Annotated in this window: 17 protein-coding genes; 9 read left to right on the top strand and 8 right to left on the bottom strand. The window is 67.1% G+C overall.

Features of this window, described 5'->3' with window-relative positions:
• Positions 1-23: 23 nt before the first annotated feature.
• The 3 genes from M3G14_RS10210 to M3G14_RS10200 are packed head-to-tail and all read left to right on the top strand — an operon-like array spanning position 24 to position 2,354.
• Positions 24-887 carry a metal ABC transporter solute-binding protein, Zn/Mn family gene (locus M3G14_RS10210; RefSeq protein WP_259926423.1) on the top strand — a complete coding sequence of 288 codons (864 nt, stop codon included), beginning with the start codon at positions 24-26 and terminating at the stop codon, positions 885-887.
• Positions 871-1,521 (top strand): metal ABC transporter ATP-binding protein, encoded by a 651-nt coding sequence (locus tag M3G14_RS10205; protein ID WP_259926469.1) that lies wholly within the window; start codon positions 871-873, stop codon positions 1,519-1,521. The genes M3G14_RS10210 and M3G14_RS10205 overlap by 17 nt, the downstream gene beginning before the upstream one ends.
• The gene (locus tag M3G14_RS10200; protein WP_259926422.1) at positions 1,521-2,354 is read left to right on the top strand and encodes a metal ABC transporter permease; all 834 of its coding nucleotides are present in this window, start codon (positions 1,521-1,523) and stop codon (positions 2,352-2,354) included. The genes M3G14_RS10205 and M3G14_RS10200 overlap by 1 nt, the downstream gene beginning before the upstream one ends.
• Before the next feature lie 90 nt (positions 2,355-2,444).
• On the opposite strand, the gene rlmB is transcribed toward M3G14_RS10200, so the two are convergent.
• Genes rlmB through M3G14_RS10175 form a run of 5 tightly spaced genes read right to left on the bottom strand, consistent with a single transcriptional unit; the run spans position 2,445 to position 6,588 of the window.
• A complete protein-coding gene (gene rlmB / locus M3G14_RS10195) occupies positions 2,445-3,377 on the bottom strand; it encodes a 23S rRNA (guanosine(2251)-2'-O)-methyltransferase RlmB (protein WP_259926421.1) in 933 nt (310 codons plus the stop codon).
• A gap of 8 nt (positions 3,378-3,385) precedes the next feature.
• A complete protein-coding gene (gene cysS / locus M3G14_RS10190) occupies positions 3,386-4,774 on the bottom strand; it encodes a cysteine--tRNA ligase (protein WP_259926419.1) in 1,389 nt (462 codons plus the stop codon).
• Positions 4,775-4,779: 5 nt separating this feature from the next.
• Positions 4,780-5,265, bottom strand: a complete 486-nt coding sequence (gene ispF, locus M3G14_RS10185; protein WP_259926418.1) for a 2-C-methyl-D-erythritol 2,4-cyclodiphosphate synthase — start codon at positions 5,263-5,265, stop codon at positions 4,780-4,782.
• Positions 5,266-5,284: 19 nt separating this feature from the next.
• On the bottom strand, positions 5,285-6,001 hold the full coding sequence (ispD, locus tag M3G14_RS10180) for a 2-C-methyl-D-erythritol 4-phosphate cytidylyltransferase (protein ID WP_259926417.1): 717 nt from the start codon (positions 5,999-6,001) through the stop codon (positions 5,285-5,287).
• A 2-nt stretch (positions 6,002-6,003) separates the two neighbouring features.
• Positions 6,004-6,588, bottom strand: coding sequence for a CarD family transcriptional regulator (locus M3G14_RS10175; RefSeq protein WP_259926416.1), 585 nt, complete (start codon positions 6,586-6,588; stop codon positions 6,004-6,006).
• A gap of 223 nt (positions 6,589-6,811) precedes the next feature.
• Between M3G14_RS10175 and M3G14_RS10170 the strand changes: the two genes are divergently transcribed.
• Together M3G14_RS10170 and radA are read left to right on the top strand one after the other, a co-directional pair.
• Positions 6,812-7,354, top strand: a complete 543-nt coding sequence (locus M3G14_RS10170; protein ID WP_259926415.1) for a hypothetical protein — start codon at positions 6,812-6,814, stop codon at positions 7,352-7,354.
• Positions 7,347-8,687: a DNA repair protein RadA gene (gene radA / locus M3G14_RS10165; protein ID WP_259926468.1), complete on the top strand. Its 1,341-nt coding sequence runs from the start codon at positions 7,347-7,349 to the stop codon at positions 8,685-8,687. Before M3G14_RS10170 ends, radA begins: the two co-directional genes overlap by 8 nt.
• On the opposite strand, the gene M3G14_RS10160 is transcribed toward radA, so the two are convergent.
• The gene (locus tag M3G14_RS10160; RefSeq protein ID WP_259926414.1) at positions 8,684-9,433 is read right to left on the bottom strand and encodes a hypothetical protein; all 750 of its coding nucleotides are present in this window, start codon (positions 9,431-9,433) and stop codon (positions 8,684-8,686) included. The two genes, radA and M3G14_RS10160, sit on opposite strands and share 4 nt — an antisense overlap.
• Positions 9,434-9,442: 9 nt before the next feature.
• Positions 9,443-10,072, bottom strand: a complete 630-nt coding sequence (locus tag M3G14_RS10155; RefSeq protein WP_259926413.1) for a carbonic anhydrase — start codon at positions 10,070-10,072, stop codon at positions 9,443-9,445.
• Between the two features lie 21 nt (positions 10,073-10,093).
• Between M3G14_RS10155 and M3G14_RS10150 the strand changes: the two genes are divergently transcribed.
• The 3 genes from M3G14_RS10150 to M3G14_RS10140 are packed head-to-tail and all read left to right on the top strand — an operon-like array spanning position 10,094 to position 13,037.
• Entirely contained in the window at positions 10,094-10,933 is an 840-nt protein-coding gene (locus tag M3G14_RS10150) for an A/G-specific adenine glycosylase (RefSeq protein ID WP_259926412.1), read from the top strand.
• Positions 10,934-10,948: 15 nt separating this feature from the next.
• Positions 10,949-11,695: a zinc transporter ZupT gene (gene zupT / locus M3G14_RS10145; protein WP_259926411.1), complete on the top strand. Its 747-nt coding sequence runs from the start codon at positions 10,949-10,951 to the stop codon at positions 11,693-11,695.
• A gap of 31 nt (positions 11,696-11,726) precedes the next feature.
• Entirely contained in the window at positions 11,727-13,037 is a 1,311-nt protein-coding gene (locus M3G14_RS10140; protein WP_259926410.1) for a lipase family protein, read from the top strand.
• 8 nt (positions 13,038-13,045) lie between these two features.
• On the opposite strand, the gene M3G14_RS10135 is transcribed toward M3G14_RS10140, so the two are convergent.
• Positions 13,046-15,739, bottom strand: a complete 2,694-nt coding sequence (locus M3G14_RS10135; RefSeq protein ID WP_259926409.1) for an ATP-dependent Clp protease ATP-binding subunit — start codon at positions 15,737-15,739, stop codon at positions 13,046-13,048.
• Positions 15,740-15,964: 225 nt separating this feature from the next.
• On the opposite strand from M3G14_RS10135, the gene M3G14_RS10130 reads away from it, so the two are divergent.
• The coding region (locus M3G14_RS10130) for a hypothetical protein (protein WP_259926408.1) at positions 15,965-16,151 on the top strand (187 nt) is incomplete at its 3' end.

Genomic DNA, 16,151 nt, shown 5'->3' with positions numbered 1-16,151 from the left:
CCATTAGTGGTTTGATGGGCAGCATGCTAAAACGGATCGCAGCAGTTGCCTTCGCACTCACCCTCACCGCCTGCGGCGCGCAGGACGCTGAGCAGAACGCCGCTCAAGGCAGCGGCGAAACTGGCGACGGCGCGATGGTCGCCACCACCCAGGTCTGGGCCGACGTCGCCTCGGCCGCCACCGGCAACGAGGTCGAAGCGATCATCGACAATCCGTCGACCGACCCCCACGAGTACGAGCCCACCGCCGCCGACCTGGCCAAAATCGCCGAGGCCGCAACCGTGGTGGCCAACGGCGGCGCCTACGACGCGGCCCTCTACTCGGCAGCGAAAGGAACGCTGGTCACCGCCCTGCCGCCGGCCGAGGCGCACGACCACGAGCACGATCATGAGCACGGCGAGCATGAGCACGGCGAGCATGAGCACGAGCACGGCGAGGAAAACGAGCACATCTGGTACTCCACCGAGGCCATCCGCGACGTCGCAAGCCAGCTCGGCGGCGACTCGCTCGACGAGAAACTCGCCGGCATCGATGCGTCCCTGGCCGCGCTGCCGGAGGCAAAGGTCGTCCAGACCCACCCGATCGCCGACGCGATCGTAGAGGAATCCGCACTTCACGACGCCACCCCGGAGTCCTACCGCCACGCAACGCTGAACCACTCTGAGCCTTCCGCGGCCGCCGTCGCCGAGGCGCTCGAGGCCGTCAAGGACGCCGACATCCTGATCAACAACTCCCAGTCCCCCAACGCCGTCTCCGAGCGGCTTGTCGCCGCGGCAAAGGAGGCCGGCGTGCCGGTCGTCGACATCACCGAGACCCCGCAGGGCGGCACCAACTTCTTCGACTACTTCCAGGAGATCCTTGACCAACTCAATGCTGCAGCTGCGTAGCGCCACGATCGCGCCGCTGTGGCGCGACATCACCTGCGACCTTCACCCCGGCGAGTTCCTCGCCATCCTCGGGCCCAACGGCTCCGGCAAGTCAACGCTGCTTCGCGCCGCGCTCGGCATGCAGCGGCTCGACTCCGGCACAGTCACGCTCGGCGGCCGCGTGGGCTACATCCCGCAGCAGCAGATGTTCCCCGCCCACCTCCCGGCGCGCGTGCGCGACCTCGTTGCGCTCGCCGGGGGCGAGCCCGAGAACTTGCTCGACTACGTCGGGGCCTCCTCGCTTATCGACGCCCACGTCGGCCGCCTCTCCGGCGGCCAACAACAACTCGTGCGTCAAACCCAGGCGTTTGCGCAAAACCCCGAACTCATCCTGGCCGATGAGCCCTTCCTGTCCCTCGACGTGGCCCGCCAGCGCCACACCATCGCCCGCTTCAGGAAGTCAGGGGCGGCGGTGGCCATGGTCACCCACTCCATCGACCCCGTCATCGACGTCGTGGACAAAGTCCTCTACATCGCGCCCGGCGGCCACGTCCTCGGCACCGCCGACGAGGTCTTACAATCCGACGTGCTCTCCGAGCTCTACGGCGCGCCCGTCCAGGTCGTCCGCGCCGGCGGAAAGACGGTGATCATCTGATGTGGGACACCACCGTGTACCTGCTCTCGCAGGACTTCGTGCTCACCTCGCTGGTGGCCTGCGCGCTGCTCGGCATGCTCTCCGGGGTGCTCGCCCCGCTCATCGTGATGCGGCAGATGTCCTTTGCTGTGCACGCGACCTCCGAGCTCGCGCTCATGGGGGCCGCCGCCGCCCTGCTCATCGGGTTCAACGTCTCCCTCGGCGCGGTGGCCGGCTCCATCGCCGCCGCGATTGCGCTCGCCCTTTTGGGATTCAAAGGCGGCAACGACTCCGCCGTCGGCGTGGTGATGAGCTTCGGCATGGGCATTTCCGTGCTGTGCATCTACCTCTACCCGGGCAACTCCAGCATCGCGATGTCGCTGCTCACGGGGCAGGTGGTAGGCGTAGCGCAGACAAGCGTGTGGGCACTCGCGATCACCACCGTCGTGGTGGTTGCCGCGGTGATCGCACTGTGGCGGCCGCTGCTGTTTTCCTCGATCGACCCGGTGATGGCCGCAGCAACCGGCGTGCGGGTGCGTACCATGGCGACCGTGTTCGCCGTTCTGGTCGGCCTGGCCGCGGCCAACAGCGTGCAGATCGTCGGCGTGCTGCTGGTCATGGCGCTATTGATCACGCCCGGCGCGAGCGCCGTCGCTGTGACCGCCAACCCGAAGCTCGCGGTGCTGCTATCGGTGCTCTTCGCCGAAGTCGCGGCCGTCGGCGGCTTCGTGCTCTCGCTCGCGCCCGGGCTACCCGTCAGCGTGCTGGTCGCGTTCGTCTCTTTCGGGATCTACGTGGTCTGCCGCGGCATCGGGGCGTGGCAGGCGCGTCGGATTACGGGAGCCGGGGCGTAGCCAAAGATAAAGATCCAGCCCACACTTGAGAATTGCTCCCAAGGCGGGCTGAACGATTACTCCCCAGGGTAGTGGATTCCTCCCCAACCACTACTTCGCCGCGCGGCGCTGACGGGCGAACTCGCTGAGCACCACGCCCGCTGCCACCGATGCATTGAGCGACTCCACCCAGGCCTCGGTAGGGATCGACATGATCACGTCGCAGTTCTCGCGCACCAGGCGGGAAATACCCTTGCCCTCCGAACCAACGACGATGACCACCGGGTCGCACGCGCCGTCGAACGTATCCAGCGTGTGCTCGCCGCCCGCATCAAGGCCGACGACCATGTAACCGTTGTCTTTGAACTGCTTGATCGTGCGGGTGAGGTTGGTCGCCTTCGCCACCGGAAGCCGCGCCGCAGTACCGGCAGAAGTGCGCCAGGCCACGCCCGTGACCTGGGCGGAGCGGCGCTCGGGGATAATCACGCCATCGCCGCCGAACGCGGCCGCCGAGCGGATCACCGCACCCAGGTTGCGCGGGTCGGTGATGTTGTCCAGCACCACGAACATGCCGTTGCCCTCGACCTTGCTCATCAGGTCGAAGACGTCGGCGTACTTGTACGGCTGGATCTTCAAACCGATGCCCTGGTGCATGCCGTTGCCGGTCATCTCGTCCAGGGTGCGCTTTTGCACCTCGGACACCGGGATGCCGCGCGACTGAGCAATGGCAACCGCCTCGCTTAAGCGATCGTCGTGGCCCGTGCCCTGCGCCACGTACAGCGCCTCGGCAGGGACCTTGGCGTGCAGGCACTCGATGACCGGGTTGCGACCCACCACCATGTCCGCAAGCTCACGCTCGTGGCGGCCCTGATTGCGGCGCTCACGCGCCTGCTTCCGCTTGTGCGCTGCGTGGTAGACACGATCCTCCGCCTTCGGGGTCGCGCCCTTCCCGCGGAGGCCGCGGCGGCGCTGCCCACCGGAGCCCTTCGTGGCCCCCTTCTTGTGCGTCTTCTGCTTATCCGGACGCTGATACGGCTTTGCCATCTCGTCTCCTACTCCTTGATCTGCCAGGTCGGGCCGTCCGCAGTGTCGGTGACCTCGATGCCTGCTGCGGCGAGCCGGTCGCGCACCTCGTCGGCAACCGCCCAGTCCTTGTTCGCGCGAGCCTCGGTGCGGCGAGCAAGCTCCGCCTGCACCAACGTATCCAGCGCGTGGTGCGCCCGGTCAGCCTCGCCGCCAGCTGCGCCATTGTCCCACGCGCCCGGGTCCACGCCCAACACGCCAGCCATCGCGCGCACCTGCGAAGCCAGCTCGGTGGCCTTCGCCATATCGCCGGAAACAAGCGCGCTGTTGCCCGCCCGCACCGTGTTGTGGATTTCGGCGAGGGCTTTGGGGACTGCGAAGTCGTCGTCAAGCGCTTGCTCGAATGCGGCAGTCCAGGTCGACGGCTCCGGCGTACCGGCGCGACGCACGAAGTCCTCGATGCGGCGGTACCCCGCGGCGGCCTCCTGCAGGGCCTCCGGCGAGTACTCCAGCACACTGCGGTAATGCGCGCTGCCCAGGTAGTAGCGCAGCTCCACCGGGCGGACCGACTCGAGCATGTTGTCAATCGAGAGCACGTTGCCCAGCGACTTCGACATCTTCTCGCCCGCCATGGTCACCCAGTGGTTGTGCATCCAGTAGTGGGCGAAACCGTCGCCCGCGCCGTGGGACTGCGCCTGCTCGTTCTCGTGGTGCGGGAACTGCAGGTCAAGCCCGCCGCCGTGGATGTCAAACTCAGACCCCAGGTACCAGGTGGACATGGCCGAGCACTCCAGGTGCCAGCCCGGCCGGCCATCGCCCCACGGAGTCGGCCAGCTCGGCTCGCCCGGCTTCGCCGCCTTCCACAGCGCAAAATCAAGCGGGCCGCGCTTGCCAGTGCCCACGTCCCCGCGCGCCATGTCCTCCGGACGGTTGCCGGAAAGCGAACCGTAATCGGAACCGTCGGCGGCAACCCAGGCGTCGACGTCGAAGTAGACGGAGCCCTCGGCCGCGTAGGCAAAGCCGCGATCCATCAAGCGCTGCATATAGTCGACCATCTGGGTCACATGCCCCGTCGCCCGCGGCTCCACCGACGGCGGCAGCACGCCGAGCGTGTCGTAGGCGCGGGTGAACTCACGCTCGTAGGTAGACACCCACTCCCACCAGGGGCGATTGTGCTCGGCGGCCTTGCGCAAAATCTTGTCATCAATATCGGTGACGTTGCGCACGAACGCCACGTCCTGCCCCTTGGCCAAAAACCAGCGACGCACAATGTCGAACGCCACGCCAGAGCGCAAGTGCCCGATGTGCGGCGCGGACTGCGGCGTCGCACCACACAGGTAGATGGACACGTGCCCCTCGCGCAGGGGACTAAAGTCTTGCAGCGTGCGGGTTTTGGTATCAAAGATGCGTTGAGTCACGCCCGCTAGTCTAGTTCAACCAGCGCCGTCGCAATCGCAGCCCTCCCCTCGCCCGCGCCGGTAAAGCCCATGTGGTCCGTGGTGGTCGCCGACACCGACACCGGCGCGCCCAACGCCTCGGTCAAGACCTGCTCGGCCTCACTCCGCACCGGCCCCATCTTCGGGGTCTGCCCGATCAGCTGGGCGGAGACGTTGACCACGCGCACGCCCTCGCGCTGCAACAACTCGCGCAGCTCCTCGAGCAGCTGGGTACCTTTCACCCCGTCGTACTCCGGGCGCCCCACGCCAACGAACGAGCCCAGATCGCCCAACCCAGCCGCGGACAACACCGCGTCCACCACCGCGTGCGAGACGACGTCCCCGTCCGAGTGCCCCTCGCACCCGTGGGCCCCCTCGTGGAGCAAGCCCGCGATCCAGCACGGCTTGCCCTCCTGGATCTGGTGGGCATCAAAGGCAGTTCCTACGCGCAGCGCGGTCATCTTCTGTGTCATGACCGCCAGACTACCTGCGCTAGTTCCCCGGGACCTCGAAGATCGTCGGCTCCGCCTCGTTCGTGATGCTGGTGGCCAGGCGCAAATCGATCGGCGTCGTGATCTTAAAGGCCATCGGATCCCCCTGCACGGTCGCGACCTTTGCGCCGTACCACTCCATCAGCGAGGCATCATCGGTGGCGACGAAATCCTGCTCGCCCGCGAAGTAGGCCTCGTTCGCCGACCGCAGCTCGCGCAGGTCAAAGCCCTGCGGCGTCTGCACCGCGCGTAGGCGCGAGCGGTCCGGGGTCGCGACCACCGCACCGTCTGCCGATACTTCCTTGACGGTGTCGGCGACCGGCAGCACCGGCACGACCGCGGGCGCACCGTCGAGAACCGCGCGGGCCACCCGCGCGATCATGCCCGGCGGGGTCAAAGCGCGGGCGGCGTCGTGGACGAGCACGCAGGCGTCGGCAAGCGGGATGGCCTTGAGCGCCGCGAAGATGGAGTCGGCGCGCTCGGCACCGCCGTGGACGAAGGCGACCTCGTGACCTTGTAAAGCGCGGCGGGCAACAGGCTCCATCGCGGGGCTGACCACGACGTAGATTGCGTCGACGATCTCGGCGGTCTCCATCGCGGTGACCGAGCGCTCGAGCAGGCTACGGCCGCGTAACGGCACGTACGCCTTCGGCACATCCGCGCCCAGGCGCGTGCCCTGGCCTGCGGCCGCGACGACGGCGACAACCCTGCGAGACACGGCTACTTCTCGTCGTCGAAGGAGAGATCCTCCATGTCAAGGTCGTCCTCATCGTCGCCGGTCGGCTCCGGTGCGATCGAAATCCCGGCCTTGACCTGCTCGTCGATGATCTTGCGGATGGACCCCTCCATCTCTTCGACCTTCTTCTCGTCCACCGGCTCGGCCAGCGCCAGCTCGCCGACGAGGATGTGGCGCGCCTTGCCCAGCATGCGCTTCTCACCCGCGGACAGGCCCTTGCCCTGGTCACGGCGCCACAGGTCGCGCACCACTTCGGCAACCTTATTAATGTCGCCGGATGCTAAGCGCTCCTGGTTCGCCTTGTAACGCCGCGACCAGTTGCCGGCCTCCTCGACATCCTCTTCACGCAGCACGGAGAAGACCTTCTGCAGCCCCTCCTCGTTGACCACGTCGCGCACGCCGACAAGCTCCGTGTTCTTCACCGGCACACGGACCTCCAGGTCGGATTGGAGGATTTGCAGCACCAGGTAGTCGAGGGTTTCCCCGCCAATCTCCCGCTGCTCGATGTCCGCGATCTTCGCCGCACCGTGGTGCGGGTAGACCACTACTTCGCCGACCTTGAATTCCATTGAAGCTCCTTCAGTCATCGTTGCCCAACCCTACCACCGTAGCGTTTTCGCATTTGCTTACTCGCGCCACGCCCGGCCGGCCCACCACACAACCTTCAAAAACCGCAACCAAAGTTTACCCCCGATTGGCCTGCAGCGTCCCCGGACGGCCAAGGAAACTGGGAAAACCACACCAGCTACGGCTAAGGTAAAGCGGAGAAAACTACGCGCTCTATATACAACGATGGAGGACACCCACGTGAAGTCCCTGAAGCCGCTCGCCGCCGTCGCAGTCGCCTCCGCACTGGCACTTGCTGGCTGCTCCGCCGGCCAGATCACCCAGACCTCGGACCAGGTCGCTGCGGTCGACGGTGCCACCGCTTTCACCGAGGGTCAGGAGCTCTCGGTGCAGGACGCCACCGTCATCCTCGCTGAGGATGGCAAGGCTGCGGTCAAGTTCACCGTGACCAACCAGGATCGCAGCATGAAGGACCACGTGCTCGAGTCCGTCACCGTCGACGGCACCCCGGCCAAGCTGGGCAACGCCCGCCCGATCCCCTACAACGGTTCGCTGGTGGCAGACTCCGCAGAGGGCCTGAAGAACATGCCGAAGTCCAAGGACGGCTCCATCCAGTACGTCACCTCCTCGATTGAGAACCAGGACTTCGCCTACGGCGGCGTTGTCCCGGTGAAGTTCCAGTTCGACGGCGCTTCGCTCGAGGTGGATGCCACCGTGGCCGCGCCGGTGCTGAAGTCCGGCCAGACGGAGCGCGAAGCAGATCGCTAAGAAGCCGCGCAGTATCCACACCTGCTCAGAGTGCGGATACTCATCGCCGAAGTGGCTCGGGCGCTGCCCCGAATGCGGGTCGTGGGGGACCCTGCAGGAAAGCGCACCAGGCCCTTCGGCTCCACTGACTCCCGCGTCGAGCGCGCAGCCCATCACGCTTATCGACGCCGCGTCTACCCACACCATCGCCTCCGGCATCTCCGAACTCGATCGGGTGCTCGGCAATGGCGTCGTCCCCGGCTCCGTCGTCCTCATGGCGGGCGAGCCGGGGGTGGGCAAATCCACCCTCCTGCTCGAGGTCGCCTCCCGCTGGGCCGAGCAGGGGCGCAAAGCGCTGTACTGCACCGCGGAGGAATCCGCCGGGCAGGTCCGCAGCCGGGCCGAGCGCACCGGCGCACTGAAGGACAGCCTGTATTTGGCGGCGGAATCCAACCTCGACGTCGTCTTCGGCCACGTTAAGGAGATCAAGCCTTCGCTGCTCATCGTCGACTCCGTGCAGACGATGCAGGCCAGCGGTGTCGAGGGCGTCGCCGGCGGGGTCGCGCAATCCCGCGCCGTGACCGCCGCGCTGACCACCCTGGCAAAGACGACCAACATGCCGGTACTGCTGGTCGGCCACGTGACCAAGGACGGCAACGTCGCCGGTCCGCGCGTACTCGAACACCTCGTGGACGTCGTGTTGAACTTCGAGGGCGACCGCCACTCCTCACTGCGCATGCTGCGCGGGATCAAGAACCGCTTCGGCGCGACCGACGAGGTCGGCTGCTTCGAGCAAACCGCCGAGGGCATCCGCGAGGTGCCGGACCCCTCCGGGCTCTTCCTCTCGCACCGCGGCAACACGCCCGACGGCTCCGCAGTCACCGTGGCGATGGACGGGGTGCGCCCCATCCTCGCTGAGGTGCAATCACTCACGGTCGACCCGGTCAACAAGAGCCCGCGGCGCGTGGTCACCGGCCTCGATTTCAACCGCGTGCCCATGGTGCTGGCGGTGCTGCAGGCCCGCTGCGGGCAGCGCACCAACGACAAGGACGCCTATGTAGCCACCGTCGGCGGTGTGCGAATCACCGAGACTGCGACGGACCTCGCGGTCGCGCTGGCCACCTGGTCGAGCCTGCACGAAACACCGCTGCCCGCGAAAACCGTGGTCATCGGCGAGGTCGGGCTCGCCGGCGAGCTGCGCCGCGTGCCCAACCTGCACCGCCGGCTGCAGGAGGCCGCGCGCTTAGGCTACGAGCGCGCCATCGTGCCGGCCGGCGCAGACGCTGATGTGGACGGGATGGCCGTCACCGAGGCGGCAACGCTCGCCCAGGCGATTGCCGCCGTGTCCCGCTAAGTGATGTTGAAGGGCACCGGGTCGGAGGCGTTATCCCCGATCACGGCGTGCAGGAAGTAGGAGCCCGCCGGCACCGGGGCGCGGTTCTCGCAGGCATCGGGCGCGGAGTTGGTGGCAGACCAGCGCGCCTCAAAGCCGCGGGTGGCGCCCGGCTCGAAGGTCTCGGTGCCGGTGAGCATCGGCTCGTTGCAGTCCGTGTCAGACCAGATGCGGTCGTTGGTGCCCATGGCGTAGACCTCGAATCGCAGCGGCGATGCCTCCAGGTCGATCACGCAATCCACCTCGGTGGGGTTTTCCACCTCCATGTAGAGCACCGGTTCGGTGCCTGCGGGGTACGACGGCTGGTTCGTCATGGCCGTGATGCGCAAGTCCTTCAGCGAGCACTCGCGGGGATTCTCCGGTGCCGCGACAGTGGAGGTCTCCTCCTGTTGAGTCTCCTCGCTTGGCGGGGCGGACGAGGACGGCGAGGCGGGCCCGTCGCTCGGCTCGGGCACGGTCGGCTCTGTTACCGGCGCGTCCTCGGTGGCGGTCGCCACGGTCTCCGAGTTCTCGGGTGTGCCCTCGTCTTTACCGGAGCCACCCACGGCCTTGGCAAAGGCGACCATGCCCCAGATGATGAGCGCCACCACGACAAGCAGCAACACCAGGGCGAGAACGCGGCGTCGCATGTAGATCTCCGGGGCGTGCTTCCGCCGCCGCGGGGGCTGTGTGCGGCGGCGCGGTTCGGTGGGGCGCTGGTGTGTCATGCCTTTACTTTAGCCACCGAAGTTCTCGTAGACGGTCTCGACGCGGCCGTCTTCGAGCCGGTAACGCGCACCAACCATCCCGACGGTGCCCGCTTCGATGCCCTTGCGCAGCGCGGGGATGCGGTCGATGAGGTGCTCGGCGGTCACCTTCGCGTGCGTGCGCTCGATCTCCGCGCTATCGACCGGACCGTTCGCCTGGGCGCTGATCACCGACGGCGCGATCTTCTCCACGAACACGCGCGTGAGGTTGGTCGGCAGCGCCGCGCTGTTCACGCCCTGGATCGCCGCGCCGATCGCGCCGCAGCGCTCGTGGGAAAGGAAGAGCACAAGGGAAACGCCCAGGTCTTCGACCGCGAACTCCACCGAACCACTCACGGAGGAGTCGATGCAGCCGCCGGCGTTGCGGATGACGAAGATGTCGCCGAGCCCGGCGTCGAGAAGCAGCTCGACCGGCACGCGCGAGTCGGAGCAGGCGATGACGGCGGCGAAGGGGTTCTGACCAGCGGTGAGCGCGCGGCGGCGCGCGGAGTCGCGGTGCGGGGCGAGCGTTTGCTCGGTGGCGAAGCGCTCGTTGCCCTCTTTGAGCGCAGCCCACACTTCGGTGGGGGTGGACGGGTCAAGTGTTGCGTGTTCAGTCATGTGTTTATTCTGTCACTCATCGTGGATGTTTCGAAGCAATATGAGCAAGTGGTCTCGTGGTACGAGCGCAACGCGCGCGACCTGCCGTGGCGCAAGGCAGGCACGACCCCCTGGGGTGTGCTGCTCTCCGAGGTGATGAGCCACCAGACCCAGGTCGAGCGCGTCGCCCCGATCTGGCGGGAGTGGATTGCGCGCTGGCCCACCCCGCGCGCCTTTGCCCAGGCCGGGGCCGACGAGGTGCTGCGCGCCTGGGGCAGTCTCGGCTACCCGCGGCGCGCCTTGCGGTTGTTGGAGTGCGCGCGGGTGATCGTCGAGAAGCATGGCGGCGAGGTGCCGGCCGACGTGGACGCGCTGCTCGCGCTGCCCGGCATCGGCGATTACACGGCGCGCGCGGTGGCGAATTTCGCCTTCGGCCAGGATGTGCCGGTGGTGGACACGAACGTGCGGCGAGTGCACGCCCGCGCGGTCCGCGGCGTCGCCCAGGTGCGGCCGAGCAAGCGCGAACTCACCGAAATCCCGCACGGGCCGGTGCTTTCGGTCGCGCTGATGGAGCTCGGGGCGCTCGTGTGCACCTCGCGCGCGCCGAAGTGCGGCGAGTGCCCCGTGGTGGACTGCGCGTGGCTCGCCGCCGGTCAGCCACCAGCCGATTTCGCCCCGCGCACGCAGAAATTCGCGGGCACCGACCGGCAAGTCCGCGGCAAGATCATGCGGGTGCTGCGCGAGGCCACCGCTCCCGTCGAGCAATCGCTTATCGACGCCACCTGGCCCCACCCCGCCCAAACCCACCGCGCCCTGTTTTCCCTGCTCGAAGACGGCCTCGCCGTGCAAGACGCCGACGGCAGGTTCCGGCTGCCCAGCTAGGGCTATACTCACCTCATGTTCACGACTGCGCTGGCGATCACGCTGCTGGCCGGGCTCTCCACCGGCCTCGGCGGCGTCATCGTGGCGCTCAAGGGCGAAATCGGGGACCACTTCCTCGCCGGCTCGCTCGGCTTCTCGGCCGGGGTGATGATCTACATCTCGCTCGTCGAGCTGCTGCCGCAGGGGATGGATGCGTTGGGCAACGACTGGTTCGCCATCGCCGCCTTCTTCGCAGGCGTCGTACTCATCGCCGTGATCGACAGGCTGGTCCCCGACGACATCAACCCACACGAGCCGGGCACCTCGGCGGCGTTTCTGCGGCGAGCGGGACTGATGACCGGCGTCGCGATCGCGCTGCACAACTTTCCCGAGGGCTTCGCCACCTTCATGGCTGCCTACACCGACCCCGTGCTCGCCGCGCCGATCGCGCTGGCGATTGCGCTGCACAACATCCCGGAAGGCGTGGCCGTGGCCGTGCCACTGTCGCGCGCGACCGGCAACCGCTGGCGCGCCGCCGGCTGGGCCACGCTCTCCGGGCTCGCCGAGCCGGCCGGCGCGCTCGTCGGCTTCGCCCTGATCGCGCCCTTCCTCGGACCGCAGACCATGGGCCTTTCGTATGCGGCGGTCGCCGGCATCATGGTGTTTATCAGCGTGGACAAGCTCATGCCCAGCGCGATCCAGACCGGTCACCACCACGTCTCCGTCTACTGGATGATGGGCGGAATGGGATTAATGGCCGCCAGCCTCACAATGTTGGCCTAGGTTGGCCTAGGTTGGCCTAGCATCACAAGGTATGAAACCAACCTTCCTGTGCGCGACCACCCTCGCCGTCGTGCTCGCGCTCACGCCACCGGCGTCGGCAAGCGAGGCACCCGGCGCCCTCCTCAGCAAAACCGCAGTGCCCGCGAGCGATGGCGAGCGCATCCGCTACACCAGCACCAACGAGGCCGGCGAGACCGTCGAGGTCAGCGGCGCCCTCTACGACACGCCGCACGCGCGCGGGCTCATCGCGCTCGCGCCCGGCACCCGCGGCATGGCCGACCACTGCGCCCCGTCGGCAGGCGCGGCGATGCTCTCCTCGATCGAGGGCGACTCCATCGGCATCAACTACGAAGCACCCCTGGTCGGCCAGCTCACGCGCGCCGGCTACCGCGTCGTCGTCACCGACTACATCGGGCTGGGCACCCCCGGAACCCACACCTACCTCAACCGCATCGAGCAGGGCCACGCGCTTATCGACGCCGCCCGCGCCACCGCCAAAGACAACGAAGCCATCGCGTTTTGGGGCTACTCCCAAGGCGGGGGCGCGGCCGCAGCCGCCGCCGAACTCGTCGCCGACTACGCGCCCGAGCTCGACGTGCGCGCCACCTTCGCCGGTGCCCCACCCGCCGACCCGCTCGCCGTGATGCAGCAGGGCACCGCAGGCATGCTCGACACCGTCGTCGGCTACGCAACAGTCAGCTACGCCTCCACCTACCCCGAGTTCCGCGACGCGCTCGACGAGTACCTCACCGAGGAAGGCCACCGCTGGCTCGCCGCCCTCGAGCACCACTGCATCACCGACGCCCCCATCCCCCACGGCGACATCCTCACCGGAGGTCGCACGCTTGCCGAGCTTGCTGTGGAAGACGAACGCTTCACCCGCACCCTCAACCACAACAAACTCGGCCAGGTAGGCGTCTCTATGCCAATCATGGTCATGACCAACCCCGACGACGACCTCGTGCCCGCGCCCCAAGCCATCCAGCTGGCCAAGGACTACGAGGCGCACGGCTCCGATGTGACCCGCGAGATCGTCGAGCTGCACGGCACGGTGAGCAACCCGCTGTCCTCGCTGATCGCGCCCGACTTCAAGGAAGCAGACGCACTCGCTCGGGCGAGCTCGTATCCGATCAGCAACATCCCGGCCGCCGGGCATGCGGCACCCCTGCTGTTCAACTACGGCGACGCGCTCGAGTGGCTGGCCACGTACATGCCCGGAAAGCAGGTAAACCCCGGGCAAGTCGCGGTCACGACCGTGGTGGCGATCCTCGCTGTGATCGCCGCGCTCGTGCCGGTGCTTGCGCCGGGGTTCTGGCCCGCAGTCGGGCGGATGTTTACCTAAGCGGCCATTTACACCGGTTCGGGGCCGTTGCCCTTGTCATTCGGCTCCGGGTTCTCGGGCGCCTCGTCCGGGAACTGCGAGGCCTCGGACTCCGGCTGCTCCTTGGCCGGGTCGATCTCGCGGACCTCTTCGGCCTCGTCCTCTGCCCCGTCACCGGTGTCAAAGGTGTCGGCCGGCAGCGGGCGCGGGCGCGGCGTGAAGGTGAACTTCGCGTTCTTCTCGTCGCCCTCGACATCGCCATCGACGTCGACGGTGATGATCTCGCCGGCGCCGATCTCACCGAAGAGGATCTTCTCCGACAGCACGTCCTCGACCTCGCGCTGGATGGTGCGGCGCAGCGGTCGCGCGCCGAGCACGGGGTCGAACCCGCGCTTGGCCAGGAGGTTCTTCGCGGCGTCGCTAAGCTCGATGCCCATGTCTTGGGCCGCGAGGTTGAGGTCGACGCGGCCGATGAGCAGGTCGACCATCTGCACGATCTCTTCCTGCGTGAGCTGGCGGAAGACCACAATCTCGTCGATGCGGTTGAGGAACTCAGGCCGGAAGTGCTTCTTCAGCTCGTCGTGAACCTTGCCCTTCATGCGGTCGTACTGCGCCTCGGCGTCCGTTTCGGTGTTGCCCGTAAAGCCCAGGCCGACCGGCTTCGAGATGTCGCCGGTACCCAGGTTGGACGTGAAGATGAGCACCGTGTTCTTGAAGTCCACGACGCGGCCCTGGCCGTCGGTGACGTGGCCCTCTTCGAGCACCTGGAGCAGCGTGTTGTAGATCTCCTTGTGCGCCTTCTCGATCTCGTCGAAAAGCACGACCGAGAACGGCTTGCGACGCACCTTCTCCGTGAGTTGGCCGCCCTCCTCGTAGCCGACGTAGCCCGGAGGCGCGCCGAAGAGGCGGGAGGCGGTGAAGCGGTCGTGGAACTCGCCCATGTCGACCTGGATCAGCGAATCGTCGTCGCCGAAGAGGAACTCCGCGAGCGCCTTCGACAGCTCGGTCTTACCCACACCGGACGGGCCGGCGAAGATGAAGGAGCCGGAGGGGCGCTTCGGGTCTTTCAGGCCGGCGCGGGTGCGGCGGATCGAGCGGGAGACGGCCTTGACGGCTTCGTCCTGGCCGATGATGCGCTTGTGCAGCTCGGACTCCATGTTCAGCAGGCGCGAAGACTCGGACTCGGTGAGCTTGAACACGGGGATGCCGGTCCAGTGTGCCAGCACGTCCGCGATCTGGTCCTCGCCCACCTCGGCGATGTCCTCGAGGTCGTCGGAGCGCCACTTCTTTTCCTTCTCCGCGCGCTCCTCGCCCAGCTTGCGCTCGGTGTCGCGCAGGCCGGCGGCCTTCTCGAAGTCCTGGGCGTCAATCGCCGCTTCCTTCTCCTTGCGGACCTCCGCGATGCGATCATCCACCTCGCGCAGTTCCTCCGGGGCGGTCATGCGCTTGATGCGCATGCGCGCGCCGGCCTCGTCGAGCAGGTCGACGGCCTTATCCGGCAGGAAGCGGTCGTTGATGTAGCGGTCCGAGAGGTTCGCGGCGGCCTTGAGCGCGTCGTCGGTGTAGGAGACGCGGTGGTGCGCCTCGTAGCGGTCGCGCAGGCCCTTGAGGATCTGGATGGTGTCCTCGATGCTCGGCTCGTCGACCTGCACCGGCTGGAAGCGGCGCTCGAGCGCAGCATCCTTCTCGATGTGCTTGCGGTACTCGTCCAGCGTGGTCGCGCCGATGGTCTGCAGCTCGCCGCGGGCAAGTTTCGGCTTAAGCAGCGACGCCGCATCGATCGCACCCTCAGCAGCACCCGCGCCGACGAGCGTGTGGATCTCGTCGATGAACAAGATGATGTCGCCGCGCTGGTTGATCTCTTTCAGCACCTTCTTCAGGCGCTCCTCAAAGTCACCGCGGTAGCGGGAGCCCGCAACCAGGGAGCCCAGGTCGAGCGAGTAGACCTGCTTGTCCTTCAGGGTCTCGGGCACCTTGCCGTTGGCGATGTCGAGCGCGAGGCCCTCCACCACGGCGGTCTTACCCACACCGGGCTCGCCGATGAGCACCGGGTTGTTCTTCGTGCGGCGCGAGAGCACCTGCATGATGCGCTCGATCTCCTTGTCGCGCCCCACGACTGGGTCCAGCTTGCCTTCCTTTGCGGCGGCGGTGAGGTTGCGGCCGAACTGGTCGAGCACGAGCGAGTTAGAGCGCTCGCCCTGCTGGCCACCGCCGCGCGGTCCGGGCCCGGGGGCGACGGCACCGGGTCCTGCCTGCGGGGTCTCCGGGTTCTGGCTATCGCCGCCCTCGTAGCCGGAGAGCAGCTGGATGACGGTTTGGCGCACCGTCGGCAAATCGGCCCCAAGTTTGGTCAGCACCTGCGCGGCGACACCCTCGCCCTCGCGGATAAGCCCGAGGAGGAGGAACTCGGTGCCGATGTACTTGTGCCCCATCTGCAGGCCTTCGCGCAGCGAAAGCTCAAGCACCTTCTTGGCGCGCGGGGTAAACGGGATGTGCCCGGAGACGGGTTGCGAGCCGTGGCCAATAATGTCGATAACCTCGCGGCGCACGTCGTCCAGGTTGATGCCCATGGACTCGAGCGCCTTGGCGGCGACACCCTCGCCTTCTTTAATCAGGCCGAGCAGGATGTGCTCAGTACCCATGTAATTGTGGTTGAGCTCGCGCGCCTCTTCCTGCGCAAGCACGATAACGCGCCGTGCTCGGTCCGTGAACCTCTCAAACATGGTTGCCCCTTCTAATCGTGAGTTTTCATCTACTCTAACGCGCGTACGCCGCCGGTAGTCCCGTGTTCGCCACAGGCGAACAAGGGGCCTTTTGCTTCTCGACGCTAAAACGCCTAACCCTTATTAGACGCAGCTTTTGGGTCGTTGGTTCCGTTTCGGGCTGATATTGGGTTCATTCTCACAATTGCTTGTTTGTGCAGGTAAGCGTGGTTTATCCTCGGGTGCATGACAGATTTGGATGCACTCGCCATGTTCGACCGTTGCGGTTTCGACTTCGTCGCCGCAGCGGCCGGACACACGCCTGCCCAGCTGCAGGCACACGGCATCCAAAAAGACCGCGCCACACAACTACACGCCACCGCTTCCGTATTGTGCGGTGCGACCTCGCACACGAAATACCAGGCCCGCGCCC

Source organism: Corynebacterium sp. p3-SID1056, from assembly GCF_025152525.1.
Taxonomy (GTDB): Bacteria; Actinomycetota; Actinomycetes; order Mycobacteriales; family Mycobacteriaceae; genus Corynebacterium.
This window is presented reverse-complemented; position numbering and strand designations above follow the sequence as displayed.